Source organism: Rothia nasimurium, from assembly GCF_042660305.1.
Lineage (GTDB): Bacteria > Actinomycetota > Actinomycetes > Actinomycetales > Micrococcaceae > Rothia > Rothia nasimurium.
Genome location: NZ_JBHSTW010000018.1, coordinates 175,792 through 190,728, shown reverse-complemented (window position 1 = coordinate 190,728; position 14,937 = coordinate 175,792). Strand labels below are relative to the sequence as shown.

The 14,937-nt window shown below is 57.9% G+C and carries 11 protein-coding genes; all 11 read right to left on the bottom strand.

Annotated features, from left to right (window positions below; all coding sequences use genetic code 11):
* Window positions 1-44 precede the first annotated feature (44 nt).
* Window positions 45-767, bottom strand: coding sequence for a response regulator (locus ACFP6B_RS07745; protein ID WP_377128959.1), 723 nt, complete (start codon window positions 765-767; stop codon window positions 45-47).
* The gene (locus ACFP6B_RS07740) at window positions 764-2,155 is read right to left on the bottom strand and encodes a sensor histidine kinase (RefSeq protein ID WP_377128956.1); all 1,392 of its coding nucleotides are present in this window, start codon (window positions 2,153-2,155) and stop codon (window positions 764-766) included. The genes ACFP6B_RS07745 and ACFP6B_RS07740 overlap by 4 nt, the downstream gene beginning before the upstream one ends.
* A 56-nt stretch (window positions 2,156-2,211) precedes the next feature.
* The gene (locus tag ACFP6B_RS07735) at window positions 2,212-3,186 is read right to left on the bottom strand and encodes a hypothetical protein (RefSeq protein WP_377128953.1); all 975 of its coding nucleotides are present in this window, start codon (window positions 3,184-3,186) and stop codon (window positions 2,212-2,214) included.
* A gap of 4 nt (window positions 3,187-3,190) precedes the next feature.
* Window positions 3,191-4,159 (bottom strand): hypothetical protein, encoded by a 969-nt coding sequence (locus ACFP6B_RS07730; protein WP_377128950.1) that lies wholly within the window; start codon window positions 4,157-4,159, stop codon window positions 3,191-3,193.
* Window positions 4,160-4,229: 70 nt separating this feature from the next.
* Window positions 4,230-4,724: an NUDIX domain-containing protein gene (locus ACFP6B_RS07725; protein WP_377128947.1), complete on the bottom strand. Its 495-nt coding sequence runs from the start codon at window positions 4,722-4,724 to the stop codon at window positions 4,230-4,232.
* 175 nt (window positions 4,725-4,899) lie between these two features.
* Window positions 4,900-6,474, bottom strand: a complete 1,575-nt coding sequence (gene ffh, locus ACFP6B_RS07720) for a signal recognition particle protein (RefSeq protein WP_237205806.1) — start codon at window positions 6,472-6,474, stop codon at window positions 4,900-4,902.
* A 215-nt stretch (window positions 6,475-6,689) separates the two neighbouring features.
* A complete protein-coding gene (locus ACFP6B_RS07715; RefSeq protein WP_377128944.1) occupies window positions 6,690-8,405 on the bottom strand; it encodes an ABC transporter family substrate-binding protein in 1,716 nt (571 codons plus the stop codon).
* A 334-nt stretch (window positions 8,406-8,739) separates the two neighbouring features.
* Complete coding sequence (locus tag ACFP6B_RS07710) at window positions 8,740-10,455, bottom strand: ABC transporter family substrate-binding protein (RefSeq protein ID WP_377128941.1); 1,716 nt, start codon at window positions 10,453-10,455, stop codon at window positions 8,740-8,742.
* Window positions 10,456-10,530: 75 nt separating this feature from the next.
* Window positions 10,531-12,606: a dipeptide ABC transporter ATP-binding protein gene (locus ACFP6B_RS07705; protein WP_377128938.1), complete on the bottom strand. Its 2,076-nt coding sequence runs from the start codon at window positions 12,604-12,606 to the stop codon at window positions 10,531-10,533.
* Window positions 12,607-13,581, bottom strand: coding sequence for an ABC transporter permease (locus ACFP6B_RS07700; protein ID WP_377128935.1), 975 nt, complete (start codon window positions 13,579-13,581; stop codon window positions 12,607-12,609).
* Window positions 13,578-14,564 (bottom strand): ABC transporter permease, encoded by a 987-nt coding sequence (locus ACFP6B_RS07695; protein ID WP_377128932.1) that lies wholly within the window; start codon window positions 14,562-14,564, stop codon window positions 13,578-13,580. Before ACFP6B_RS07695 ends, ACFP6B_RS07700 begins: the two co-directional genes overlap by 4 nt.
* Window positions 14,565-14,937 lie beyond the last annotated feature (373 nt).

The following is a 14,937-nucleotide window of genomic DNA, read 5'->3' as shown; positions in this document are numbered from 1 at the left end:
CGGAGCTTCACGGGGGAGTTCTTTTGGGATGCCAACAGGCGGAGTTAGCCAGCTAGCCCTACCCGGTGGGCAAAAATTACGGCGCCAACCCGGTCACGGCTGTGGGTTTTGGCCAAGATGTTCGATACGTGCGTCTTGACGGTTGCAGCTCCCAGAAAAAGTTTTTCTGCAATTTCCGCGTTGGTGAGCCCCTGGGCGAGCAGTTCCAGGGTCTCTTTCTCGCGCGGTGTCAGGGCTGCAAGAGCAAAGGCATCGTCGGGGCTCAGGTCGCTGGTGGCCTGCACTCCCCCAGCCTGTCCCTGCCCGATGCTTCCTGCCGGGGTGGCGGCGTCCTGCCCCTTAGTTTGCTCCACAAAACGGGCGATGAGCGGCAGGGTCATTTCGGGTGAGAGCAGAGCTAGACCCCCGGCAACCTTACGGATAGCAGCAACCAGCTCATCAGCGTCTGAGGTTTTGAGCAGGAAACCGCTGGCGCCGGCTTGCAGGGCTGAGAAGAGGTAGTCTTCGCGGTCAAAGGTCGTGAGAATAAGGACGGCCGTGCCCGGCAGCTGCTCGGTCAAGGCGGCGGTGGCGGTGATTCCGTCCATCACGGGCATTTGAACGTCCATGAGCACCACATCGGGGCGGACGCTTGCGGCAAGTTCCAGGGCCTCTTTGCCGTTGCGGGCCTGGCCTACTACCTCGATGTCGTCCTCCATGGAGAGAATGAGGGCGAAACCGGATCGCACCATGTCTTGGTCGTCAGCTAACAGTACTTTGAGGGTCATGAGGTGCTCCTAGAGGCGTCGGGGTCGTGGGTTTCGTCAATGTCTATAGGGAAACGCACCTGCACCTTCCAGCCGGGGGCACCCTGCCTCCGGCCTGCCCAGCAGGTACCACCCAGGGCGGCAGCTCGTTCCCGGATGCCTTGCAGACCGTAACCGTGGTGGCTGGAATCGGGTATGTACTCTTGGCCTTCTCCCCGCTCTGGGCCGGTGGCAGGGCCGTCATCGGTGACCTCTAATTCAGCCCAGTAGGCACCGGTGCTGCCGCCGGTACGCAGGGCCAGCACCGCATTCTGGGCCGCTGAATGTTTACGCACGTTGGTCAGGGCTTCTTGGGCCATGCGGTAGATAGAGAGCTGGGTTCCCTGCTGCAAGCCGGTTAGCCGGGTCAGGTCCTGTTCGCTGACCTGCACTCGAGTTGTCACACCTACCGCCGCCATATGCTCCACCAGGTCAAAGATTTCGGTCACCTGGGGCTCTTTGGCAGCCCCGCTCCCCTGCTCCGCTTCCCCGGCAGCCCGCATCACTCGAATCAGGTTCTTCATCTCAGCAACCGAGGACCGAGCCAACTTTTCAATATTAGCCAGGGGCTCAGCCGCCAGTTCCGGCTTCTTTTCTAGAGCCCGACGGGCAGCAGCAGCCTGAATTCCCATAGAAGAAACATGGTGCCCCACCGAGTCGTGAAGCTCCCTGGCAATACGCAGGCGGTCGCGGGTGACAGCGTCCTGGGCCATTTGCTCGGCCTGCTGCTCAAGCTGCCGGGCCTGGGCAGCAAGCACGGTTCGCTGGTAGGCCTGGTTCCAGGCGGTTCGCCCCATGAGGGCTGCGCACCCAAAGTAAAAAAGGTTCGTTACCGAGGCCATCACGTATCCGGCGGTAGCCTGGCTCATCAGGCCACCGGAATACTCCTCGATACCTGCCATGCTGTAGGCCGAGTCGGTTACCACCCAGGCAATCACGATCCAGACGAGGGCAGCAGCACAGACCAGAGCGTAGACAATCCAGGTCAGGGTGCGGTTTTTGCCCCAGGCTATACCGGCAAAAAGCACCGCGAAATAGCAGAGCTGGTAGCTCAGGGTGGCGGGCGCTATTTCGGACACATAACTCAGAGCAATGAAGAGGGCGGTGGCTACCAGCATCATGCTCAGCGGGTAGATACGGCGCAGAATCAAGGGCAGGGTCATAGCAGCAGCTGCCCCATAGGAATAGCGAATCTGCTCGGTATCGTCCCCCAGAAAACCCGCAGAATGGTAGGCGGCATTCAAGAGAAGAGTAGCTGCAAGCACCACGCCCCACACCAGAACATCCTTACGTAAGGACGCCGCCGGTGGGGTGGGCCGTTCCCAGTCGGGGTCTATCTGTGAGAAGGAAAAACGGGTGGCAGTGTTCACCTGTCCACTGTATCAAGACCTAGCACGGGGCAACTCCCCCGCTAGAGGGAAAGTACCTACTGTTGGTCGCGTGCCCCGAAGAAGCGCCCCAGCTGCTGGCGGGCAAGCTGCCCAGCCTGCCGACCCAGTATTTGGGTATTGCGCACAACCTTGGGAGCCTTGGGCTCAGGACTTCTCTCTTCCTCTTGCTGAGCCTGGGCCCGTAGCTCTTCGGTCAGTGAGAGGGGGCGGGTCTGATGATGCTCCATCGGGGGAAGCTTTTCTGCGGCTACAACCCGCTGGTAGACCCGGGCGATCAGCATCTCAGCAGCACCGGTAGCTCCTAGAGTCGCTGCTGCAATCAGCGCTGCTCGGGGTGAGCGCCCATGTGTCGCACGTCGGGCTGCCCAGAGTGCCAGGGCTCCTGAGGCACCCAGCTGGGCTGCGGCGTCCGCGGTCAGAAGCCAGGGGCGCTGGCGGATTTCGCGGCTGACAGTGCTGAGCGTATCGGTGCCGTTGGGGTAGGCGGTGACGCTTTCCTTGAAACGGTCAAGACCGTTCATATCGGCGGTGAAGCGGCGGTAGCCCACGAACTCGTCCAGGCCTACGGCCCCGGTGAGCACTTTGAGGAGCTCTTCGGGCAGTTCCAGGGCGTGAATGGTGGACTCGAGCCCGTCGCTGCTTTCGCAGTCCAGCACGTAGTTGGTCAGGCGGTTAGCGGTTTGTTCATCAAGCCCATACAGCCAGATGAGCTGTTCAAGCTGGTCGCGGGCGGCTAGTTCCCTGAACGGTGCGGGGAGTAGACCGGGCAGACTCCAGACCAGGTTGCCCACTTCGCTGGAGGGGCGTTCCAGAGACGAACCAATCTTGGTGTAGGGTGACCAGTTAAAGGTGAGCACGGAACCCACCAGACCGGAATCGGGTGTACCCATGACCTGGTTGACCCAGTCGGTGACGCTACCGGTTTCGGGACCGGTGGAATCAGCCGGTAGGACGAATGTCAGGTTCTGGCCAAAGAGGGTTTGTTCAGCCACAATTGAGGGCACGTCCATAGCTTCAAGCAGGCTGGCTAGAGTCTGGGGGGTCAGCGGTGATAAGAGACCAGCCCTTATCAGCTGGTGCCGCTTCAACATCGCCGTGCATCAGCTCCGGCTGCATGTAGGTGGCTAGCCCAGCCATGGATAGCTCCACTAAAGCTGCGCTCTTGCCCCAAGGGTCTAGATTCAGCGAGTCAGTACCCTGGGAGAAGGAGGCCAGGTAGTAGTCCTCCCCCGGCTTCTGGGGTAGTAAGTCGGTAGCCCCTGGGAAGGTCTGCTCCAGCTGGGTCAGAAAGTCAGCCAGAGGTTGGCCCGGTAGGAGTACCCCGGTGCCATCGGTCTGCACGGTACGTAAGGACGCCTGCCCCGGCACCCGCTCGCAGAGCACGAAAAGCTGGGCGCGGCGTCCGTCCGTCTCCAGCGCAGTAACCGTAGCTGCTGACTCTAGGTAGCCCTCCAGGTCGGGGATAATCTCCCAGTTCAACTCTTCTATAGCGGCCTGAGCTTCCGGGGTTAGGTCGCCGGTGAGGGCCTGTAGCTGTTCAGTGGTGAGGTCAGCCGGCTCAGATTCAGACGGCTCGGGCAGCTCATCGGTGTCCTCCTCTTCTAATTCAGCCTGCATAATCTGCTGAATCAGGTCGTCAAACTTCTCGGGGTCGGCCGCCAGCTCGTCTAGGCTCTTGAGCTCATCATCGGTGTACTCATAACTCTGAGCTGGGGCCTGAGCCTGCTCGCGAATCATACCGATAATGCTCTCTAGCTGGTCTCTGACCTGCTGCTCAACATCAGAGGGTAAGGATGTCTGGTCACCGGCGTCCGCAAGCTGAGGATCTTCCGTCTCGCCGCCGGTTGTAGCTGAAATCAGTTCACGCCAGTCCACCCCTGGCTGCGCACGGTCAATGCGTAGACGCACCCACAGTACATCAGAACCCACGACCTGCCCCCGGGAGGTATTCTGCTGGGCAGGTTCACGCTGTGAATCAGTCATATGCTTAAAATCCTAATCAAGGCTACATCAAAAGGGCAGAGCTCTACCCGGGCTACAGGGGAAGAAAAATCTAGCTGGCAGGTCTTTCGCTAGAGAACTCATACACGGCGCCGGTCTGCACAGCGCGGAAAGCCTGTCGCAGACGGTGGGCGTGACGGGGCCCAAAATAATCATCTAAATCTTCAGGAGCAACCCACTCATAGCCGGTGAGCTCTTCCTCCTGCAGGGTAATCGTCGCGGTCGCAGGTAGCACGCCAGCATCATAAATGTAGTAGGTAGAGTCGCCCCAGATACCCATCTGAAGCCCGTGAAAAATTACCAGCAGGCGGCCCGGTTCTAGGTCAAGACCGACTTCTTCAGCTACCTCACGGAAGCAACCGACCTGCGGGGCTTCGCCAGCCTCTACGGTACCGCCCGGAATAGTCCAGCCATCCTTATAGTTAGGCTTGACCACCAGCATCTTCCCCTCATCATTTCGAATCAGGGCACCGGCTGCCAGACGACGGGTAGGTAGGGTTGCGATAAAGGCCTTCAGCTCTTCTTCAGGAAGATAAGAATCAACCACGGCACTGCTCCTTCTCGGCTGGCGGTTACTACACCCAATGTACCGCGCCAAACCACAGCGTGAAAGGTAGAGGGGCCCTTGCACTCTCTCAGCAGAACTTCCCCGCCCGCCTCGCGTCCTTAATGACTAAAAGGGCGGGGGAAGCTGACCGCTTACCCCCGCCCCTAGAGCAGGTTTACTTGAGGAACTTCTCAAAGCCCTTGGGTAGGTTCAGGTCCTCGGGCTTGACGTCCTGGGCCTGCTGGCCGAAAGCTGACCCCAGAGCAGCCTGCTGCTTAGCTGCCGCTGCCTGCTCCTGCTGAGCTCGCTTAGCCGGGTTGCCAGAACGAGCCTTCTGCTTGCCCTTACCCTTGCCCTTGTTCTTGCGAGCGGCACCACCGGCAGCTGCCATACCGGGCATCTGCATGCCACCGGGCATACCTGCCATGTTGCCGCTGGCCAGCTTCTTCATCATCTTCTGGGCCTGGGCAAAACGCTCCATGAGCATGTTGACCTCAGAGACGGTAACACCTGCACCCTTGGCGATACGGGCACGGCGGGAGCCGTTGATAATCTTGGGGGCAACTCGCTCGTGAGGAGTCATAGAGCGAACGATTGCCTCGACGCGGTCGATTTCCTTCTCATCGAAGTTCTCTAGCTGCTGACGGATCTGGGCGGCACCCGGCATCATCATGAGCAGCTTCTTCATGGAGCCCATCTTGCGGATCTGCTGCATCTGGGCCAGGAAGTCCTCGAAGGTGAAGTCCTCCTGGTCAACGAACTTCTTGGCCATGCGGTCAGCTTCGGCCTTGTCCCAGGTCTGCTCGGCCTGCTCGATTAGGGTGAGGACGTCACCCATGTCGAGAATACGGCTGGCCATGCGGTCGGGGTGGAACTGCTCAAAATCGGTGACGTTTTCACCGGTTGAGGCAAACATGATGGGCTTGCCGGTTACCGAGGCAACTGACAGGGCTGCACCGCCGCGGGCGTCACCGTCCAGCTTGGAGAGCACGACGCCGGTGAAGTCTACGCCCTCGTTGAAGGCGTTAGCGGTGTTGACGGCATCCTGACCGATCATGGCGTCGATAACGAAGAGAACTTCGTTAGGTTCAATGGCATCGCGGATGTCGCGGGCCTGCTGCATGAGCTCGGCGTCAACACCCAGGCGGCCTGCGGTATCGACAATGACTACATCGTGTAGCTTGGCGCGGGCCTCAGCTACACCGTCGCGGGCGACCTGGACGGGGTCACCGGTGGGCACGTCGAATTCGCTGGTGACGCCGGGGTGCGGGGCGTAGACGGGCACGCCAGCGCGCTCACCCACTACCTTGAGCTGGTTGACGGCGTTGGGGCGCTGAAGGTCAGAGGCCACCAGCATAGGGGTGTGGCCCTGCTTCTTGAGCCAGTGGGAAAGCTTACCGGCCAGGGTGGTCTTACCGGCACCCTGCAGACCGGCCAGCATGATGATGGTGGGGCCGGTCTTGGCCATGTTGATACGGCGGGTCTGGCCGCCCAGAATGTTGACCAGCTCTTCGTTGACGATCTTGACGATCTGCTGGGAGGGGTTGAGGGCTTCGGAGACCTCGGCGCCCAGGGCGCGTTCCTTGATGTGGGAGGTAAATTCGCGGACGACGGGTACGGCCACGTCGGCATCCAGCAGGGCACGGCGAATCTCGCGTACTGTAGCGTCAATGTCTGCTTCAGTCAGCTTGCCTTTGCCGCGCAGGTTTTTGAAGGTTGCTGTCAACCGGTCTGAGAGTGAATTAAACACGGGCTGTGCACTACTTTCGTGGCTGGATGGGCGTCGCGGGCTTAAAGGAGCCCGCTAACAAATTTAAGAATCAGCTATTAAGAATAACGTATATAGGCAAGAAGCCGCCGGGTTTGCGCAGTTGAGAGTTAGAATCCCTGTTTCGACACTTTCGCCGGTTTTCAACGGCTAAACCGTCGAAAACCGGCGAAAAAGTGGAAACTTAGGCGTTGGGCCTATTCCTTGACCCAGCCTGCATTGATGTAGGCGGACGGGTTGGCGTAGGGGCGAGCAAAGAGGAAGGCACCGTAGTTGGCCAGGTTGGTCTTGCAGAACCAGATTTCGGGGCCGTTAATGATGGGAATCATGGTGGCAACCTCTGCCATATGCTTCTTCTCGATTTCGTTGGACAGGGCGTTACGCTCTTCCATTGATTCGATGGTGCGCAGGCGCTCACACATTGCGTCGATTTCGTCGGTGCCGATGCCGTTATAGGTGGCTGAGTGGTAGAAGTACTCTGCCGAACCCGATGCGTCTTCACCCAGGATGCCGTAGCCGGAGAAGGTTACGTCGTATTCCTTGTTACCGATGACGGTGGAGAAGTTTGCGTCGGGCTGGTTATCGATGGTGCATTCGATACCGGCAGCCTTCATCTGCTGCACGATGGTCTGGGCGGTAGCTGATGAAACCGGGTCATCGCCGAAGGTGGTGATGGCAAATTTGGCATTGCCTGAAGAGTTGGCCAGGTAGTCACCGTTTTGGCTGTAGCCCGCATCGGCCAGGATCTTCTTGGCTGCCTCTGCACCGGTTTCGGTTGGGTAGTTGTCCTGGTAGTCGGTAGCAAAGGGCATGAGCATCATGGAGCCGGGTACTTCTTCGGTCCAGTTCAGGCCGTTGAAGCGGACGGCTGCGATGGCCTTACGGTCGATGGCTGCAAAGATGGCACGGCGCAGGGCAGTGTCGGTGAGTCGTTCAGGGTTAATAACCAGGCCGCCGGCATAGAGGTTCTGCCCGCGGCGGGGCTCAGCACCGCTGGTGCCGTCAATGTCGTTGTAGGCGGTCAGGCTGTTTGCGGTCACAGCATCGATTTCACCGTTGCGGAAGGCTGCGCGGGCTGCTGAGGCTTCCATCTGGCGGAAGGTGATGCGGTCGAGCAGGGGCTTTTCGCCCCACCAGTTCTCGTTGGGCACAACGGTGAGCACCTTCTGGGCGGAGTCCCAGTTATCGACCTTGTAGGGGCCGGAGAGGTAGTCGTTGTTGATGGTATCGAGCAGGCCGTCGTTGAAGATTGCGGGGTCTTCCATAGCGGGGTGTACCAGGCCGGTGCCGAAGAGACCCTCGATGGGGTAGTAGGGTTCGGTCATGGTGATCTTAACCGAGAAGGCGTCGCCGTCTTCTTCGATGGATGCAATGTGGGCGTAGACGCCGGGGTCTACGATGTTATAGCCCTCTTCGGTGAGGGTCTTGTGGGTCACCTGTAGGGCCTTGACGTCCACGGGGGTGCCGTCGTTGAACTTTGCCTGGGGGTTGAGCTTGATGGAGATGGTCTGCACGCCGTCGGTTTCACTAGCTTCGTAAGCGGTGCAGTAGTCGGTGTTGATGCTGTACTCGCCCAGGGCGTTGGTTTTCCAGAGGCCGCTGACGGTGGCGGTATTAACGGCCGCCATGACGTTGAGATTGCTGGTGGTGTAGCCGGTTTGAGTTGCGACGTTGAAGTTGGGGCCCAGGGTGGCTACGGCAAGGTTAAGGACGCCGCCGGTCTGCAGGTCTGCGCGATCATGTTCGTTGATAGCTACGAGCTTTGAGATGTCGTCTCCGCTGGTGAGGGCTGAGCCGGTTTCGGCGCTTGAGGTATTGCTGTTGCCGCCACAGGCTGCGAGCAGGCCGGTCATACCGGCGACGCCCGAGACAATGAAGAAGGACCTGCGGTTGAGGTTAATACGTGCAGTCATGATGCCATCCTTAGATAAGCAGAACTTATTGTTCGCCACACCTTTTGTGTGATTGAGACTACCCTAGCAGGTAATGTGGGCCATAGAAACGCTTTTTCAATCTCTATTTCACATACTGGCGCTGTAAGTGCTGAGTATTTTTATCAGAAATAGATTAGTTTCTCTAAATTTTTTGATTTTTCAGTGTTTACAATGCCTCTCCCCCTCCTTCAACCCACAGACCTAGTGCAGCCCCAAGGTCTTAGCCGGGATTAAAGAAAACTTGCCCCACCACCCAGGTTAGGTAGTGGGGCAAGCCGGGATTCACCCTAGGAGTTTTCTAGGTCAAAGGGACTTAGTCCTTCATCCAGCCAACACGGGCCCAGAGATGGGGGTTGGCAGAGTGGCCACCAAACATAGCGGCACCGTAGTTAGCCAGCTTGGTCTTGCAGTAGTGGATATCGGGACCGTTGAAGACAGTACCGAGGGTTGCAAACTCGGCCATGAACTTCTTTTCGATCTCGTTGCACTTTGCGTTACGCTCAGCGTCGTCCTCAATCTTTTCCATCTCGGCGATCATGGCATCGATTTCCTCAGAGCCTGCGGCACCATCGAGGTTAGATGAGTGGTAGAACTGACGGGTTACTGAGGTTGCATCGGAGCCAACAGTGAAGCCTGAGAAGGTCATGTCGTATTCCTTGTTACCAACCACCGAGGCGAAGTTAGCGTCGGGCTGCTGGTCGATGGAGCACTCAATGCCGATGGTCTTCATCTGTTCAACCATGGTCTGAGCCAGGGCAGCTGAGCCAGGGTCGTCACCGAAGTTGGTCACGCGGAAGCTAGCGTTAGCGCCGTCCTTAGCGTAGTAGTCGCCGTTCTTGGTGTAACCGGCATCTTCCAGAATCTTCTGGGCAACCTCAACGCCACGATCGGCGGGGAAGTTGTCCTGGTAGTACTCAGAGATGGGCAACAGAAGCATGGAGCCCGGGGTCTCTTCGGTCCAATTCAGGCCCTGGAAACGGATATCTGAGAGGGCCTTGCGGTCGGTGCCTGCAAAGATTGCGCGGCGCAGGGCGGCGTCCTGGATACGGGCGGGGTTGAGGTTCAAACCGCCGGAGAAGAGGCGCAGAGCGCGACGGGGCTCAGCATCGGGGGTTCCCTCAACGTCCTTGTAGGCCGCCAGGGTACGAGCACCCACTGCATCAATTTCGCCGTTGCGGAAGGCTGCGCGGGCAGCAGCTGCTTCCATCTGGCGGAAGTTGATGCGGTCCAGGATTGGCTTAGTGCCCCACCAGTTCTCATTGGGCACAACGGACAGGCGCTTTTCTGCAGAGTTCCATTCTTCTAGCTTGAAGGGGCCGACACCGTAATCGGGATTGGGGTTGTCAGTCCAACCATTGTTGAAGACCTCGGGGTCTGCCATGGCAGGGTGCAGCAGGGTACCGAAGAGGTTATTTGCCGGGTAGTAGGGTTCCTTCATGGTCACAACAGCAGAGAAGGCGTCGCCATCTTCTTCAATGGACTCGATGAACTCATACATACCCGAAGTAACAATGTTGTAGTCGCCCTCGGTGGACTTGAAGACGTTCCAGGAGGTGCGCAGGGACTCAATATCGATAGGGGTGCCGTCATTGAACTTCGCGTTGGAGTTGAGCTTCACGCGGATGGTCTGCACACCATCAACGGTTTCAGACTCGTAGGACTCACAAAAATCGGGGTTAACGCTGAGATTACCCTGGAAGTCTGACTGCCAAATACCGCTGGTCATCGAGGTGTGGAAGGTGGAGAGAACGAAGCTGTTGTTTGCTGAGTTGCCGTTCTGAGATGAGATGTTGAAGTCAGGGCCCAGGGAGCTCACCGGCAGGTTGACGACGCCACCGGTCTGGAGGTTGGCGACGTCCTGCTCGTTGATTTCAACCTTAACTTCGTCGCCGGCTGCTGCCATGCTGGCTGTTGCAGCACTGGTGGTATTGGAGCCTGAGCCACCGCAGGCGGTCAGCAGGCCGGTGGTTCCCAAGATGCCGGTACCCCAGAGCAGGGTACGGCGGTTCAGAACTACATTCTTGTTCATTCTCTCTTCTCCTTTGTAAAGAGGATGGGTAAAAGTGGAATTGAAGTGATTTCGATTACATACTATACATGTAATTTAGCTCATAGCAACTTCGTGTTCAGGATAATGACAGGCGTACTGGTGATCCTCGCTCGCCCTACTCAGAGCAGGCACGTTCTCGGTGCAGTTCTTCTGCTTATCCTCAGGAAGTAGCTTGAAAATGGGGCAACGAGTCGCAAAGGCGCATCCGTCGGGCGCATTCACAGGTGTAGGCAAATCGCCTTCCAACACGATGCGCTGACGGTTGGCTTCCACCTCCGGATCAGGTACCGGAATGGCTGAGAGCAAAGCCCTGGTGTAGGGGTGTACGGGGTTATCAAAGACCTCATCCACATCACCAATCTCAACCACGCGACCCAGGTACATCACAGCCACGCGGTCTGAAGCATGCCGTACCACCGCCAGGTCATGGGCCACCATCAGGTAGCTCAAACCCAGCTCCACCCGCAGCTTTTCCAGCAGGTTAATGACGCCTGCCTGGACAGAAACGTCAAGAGCAGAGACCGGCTCATCCAGGGCCACCAGCTTGGGATTGACGGCCAGCGCGCGGGCGATGCCGATACGCTGACGCTGACCGCCTGAGAACTGGTTGGGGAAGCGGTTGACATGGTCAGGTTGCAGACCTACCGTCTTCATCAGTTCCAGCACGCGCTTCTTGATGTCCTTGACTGCCCAGCCCTGATTTTGCAGGGGCTCGGCCAGAATTTCGTAGACAGTGAAGCGGGGGTCCAGGGCACCGGTTGGGTCCTGGAAAACCATCTGCTGGTTCTTACGGAGGGCATTGAGTTCGGAGCCTCGCAGGCCCTTTTTGTTGGAGACACCAGCGATAACGATTTCACCGTCGATGTCCTTAGAGAACTCCATGATTTCGAGCAGGGTGGTGGTTTTGCCACAGCCTGACTCGCCCACAATGGAGAAGCACTCGCCTTCGCGGATATCGAAGCTGACCCCGTTGACAGCCTTGACGGTGCCCACGCGGCGCTTGATGAGAGCCCCCTTGGTGAGAGGGAAGAACTTCTTGACGTTCTTGACCTCAAGGACGCTGGCACGCTCCTCGCGGGGAATACCATCGAGGGCAGAGGTGGGGATAGCCGGTACCGGGAACATCTGCTCGGGACGCTCGTTCACGAACCTTTCCGCGTACAGGCAGGCTGAGCGGTGGTTCTCACCGGTACCGGCAATCAACTTAAGCTCCGGCTCCTGGGTGAGGCAGGCGTCCGTCGCTACCGGGCAACGAGGGGCAAAGGAGCAACCAACCACGGGCTTGAGCAGGTTAGGCGGAGTACCCTCGATCGGAACCAGTGAGGCCTTTTCCTTGCGGTCCACACGGGGTACAGCACCCAGCAGGCCGATGGTGTAGGGCATGGAGGGCTTCTTGTAAAGGTCGGTGGCAGCGGCGTGCTCTACAGCCTTGCCCGCGTACATGACCATGATTTCATCGGCCATACCGGCAACGATACCCAGGTCGTGGGTGATCATAATGGTCGCAGCCCCGGTCTCTTCCTGGGCCTTCTGCATGACTTCAAGCACCTGGGCCTGGATAGTGACGTCCAGCGCGGTGGTGGGCTCATCTGCAATCAGCACGCGTGGTTCATTGGCGATTGCCATGGCAATCATGACGCGCTGACGCATACCGCCGGAAAACTCATGGGGGAAGGACTTGAGGCGGCTTTCGGGCGATGGAATACCAACCAGACGCAAGAGCTCCACGGAACGAGCCTGAATTGCCTTATCGCTCATTCCCTTGTTGTGGGCTTTAAGCACCTCGGCCAGCTGGTGGCCGATGGTAAAGACCGGGGTGAGGGATGACAGGGGATCCTGGAAGACCATGGAAATTTCTTTACCCCGGTAATCGCACATCTGCTTATCACTCAAACCCAGCAGCTCAGTGCCGTTGTATTTGATGGAACCGGTGATGTCTGCGGTGGTAGGGTGTAGACCCATAATCGCCATGGAGGCAACTGACTTGCCGGAGCCAGATTCTCCCACGATACCCAGGGTCTTACCCGCATACAGGTCGAAGTCAATGCCGCGCACCGCGTGCACAATACCGTTTTCGGTATTGAACTTGACGTTGAGGTCTCTAACGCTCAGTACTGGTGTAGTGCTCATTTACTTCTTCTTTTTCTTAACTTTGCCAACGGACAGGGAGGTGGGATCGAAGGCGTCGCGCAAGCCGTCATTCATCAGGGCCAGGGGGCCAACCAGCAGGAAGAAGAACAGCAGCGGAATCCAGAACATCCAGGGCAGGGTGTTGATCTGACTTGATGCCTGGGCGATGAGTGACCCCAGTGAGAAGTTGGGGTATTTCACGCCGATACCGATAAAGGTGTAGGACACCTCAGCAAGAATCGCTGCGGTGATACCGCGGGTAAATTCAAGCACCATCAATGAGCCAATATTGGGAACCAGGTGGCGCCATACGATCTTGAAGGGGTGTACGCCCATGTAGCGAGCGGCCTTCACGTAGTCTCGGGAGATGAGCGACATGGCCATCGCACGGATAACACGGGCAGTGTACATCCAACCGAAGAAGAGAAGCACGATGGTCAAAATCAGCCAGCCAGGTAGATTATCGCGGATAGCCTGGCCACCGGCACCGTTAATGACGATAGCAACGACCAGGAGGCTGGGGGCCATAATCAGGGTTTCAAGAATGAAGAGCAGGGTCTTGTCGATTTTCTGACCGAAGTAGGCCATGATGCAGCCGTAAATAGCGGCGAAAATGACGGAGACACCACCGACAATGAGGCCAATGAAGACCGAGGTACGCACCGCTTCAACCATCTGGGCATACAGGTCGGTGCCGGCGCTGGTGGTACCAAACCAGTGTTCGGCGCTGGGGCCGGTGGAGATGTAGAAGGGGTCAATGGTGGTGGTATCCCACTTCGAGAGGAAACCGCCGAAGAGTCCGAAGGCTATCACCAGCAGCAGGACGACCAGGCCGAAGACAGCGGTCTTATTACGCATGAAGCGGCGGAAGATGATTTTCTTCTTGCTGATGATTTCGAAGTCGGCGTTAGCTTGATCAACCTTGGTAATGATGCCGGTGAGGTTGTTGTGGTCAATGGAGGGTGAATTACTCATGAGATCCTCACTCGGGGATCGACGATGGTGGTGGCGATATCGGCGATGATAGCGCCAACAGCGAAGATGAAGGAGCCGTAGGCCAGGGTTGCTACCGCAGCGTTGACGTCCTGGGCACCAATAGCCTGAACAGACCAGAGGCCGATGCCGGGCCAGGCGAAGATAGCCTCAGCGAAGAAACCGCCGGTGAAAATCGCAGGAACGGTGTAGGCGATGGACTGGGCAACCGGAATAAAGGAGACGCGCAGGGCGTGACGACGGATAGCCTGATTGCGAGTCAAGCCCTTAGCGCGAGCAGTGCGGACGAAGTCGGCGTTGACGCTGTCAAGCAGGTACTGGCGCTGGGAAATTTGGTAGCCGCCCCAGCTCATAATCGTGATACAGAAGGTGGGCACAATGTAGTGAGCTGCTAGGTCTACCCAGTATTCGACGCTGCCCGGTGTGAGGCCTGGCGAGGAAATACCGGTCACGAAGAAGATGCGCTCCCCCGCTGCGCTGTTGATAGCTACGGCGCCCAGCTGGACCAGGAAGTAGGCAATGGGGGCGGGCAGAATGTAGACCAGGTAGGAGTAGCCGGTAATCACGCGGTCAGAGAACTTGTACTGACGGGCTGCCGAGTAAACACCCAGGGCTACGCCGATAATCAGGGAGAGAATCACGGCAACCAGGTAGAGGCGGGTGGAGACCCATACTCGCTGGCCGAATTCAGCGTTGATGTAGGCGCCGTTGGGGCTACGGCCCCAGTCCCAGTGCAGAACGACGTTGGTCAGCCACTGGACATAACGGTCCCAGGCGCTCATGGTGGGGTCCAGGTTCAGGGCAGCGAAGTTTCGTTGAACCTGCTCAGGTGAGGGGCGGGGAATACGTTCCTGCTCCAGCAGGGCGGGATTCAGTGAGTTAACAGCGAGAAAGTAGCCACCGGTTGTCGTTATGAAAATCATGACGGCGTAGGTAGCCAGGCGCCTCAAGAGATACTTAATCATGAGGCGAACTCTTTCAAAGAAATGATCATTGTGTGTGAGCCTTTACAGATACTGCTAGGCTTGTGATGCCCAACATATACTGACGTGTTGAGATGAGTATATTTAGTCGCACCCATCACATCAAGTCAGCCAACACGCCCCTTTTGTATCAGGACTTACCCTGGAAACACGGGCGAAACAAAGGCATTTCCTTAAAGCCCGCAATACCGCGGAAAATACGGTGCACCCTAGCTTCCGCACTAGCAATGGTGCAGTATTAGGCTCATGAAATCTTTAAAAATATTAAACAATTACCGGGCTACATCTCATGTATAGAACCCGGCTGGTCAAGGGCGCCACAGCAGAAACGAATCAGCCCGGGGCCTCCCTCCGG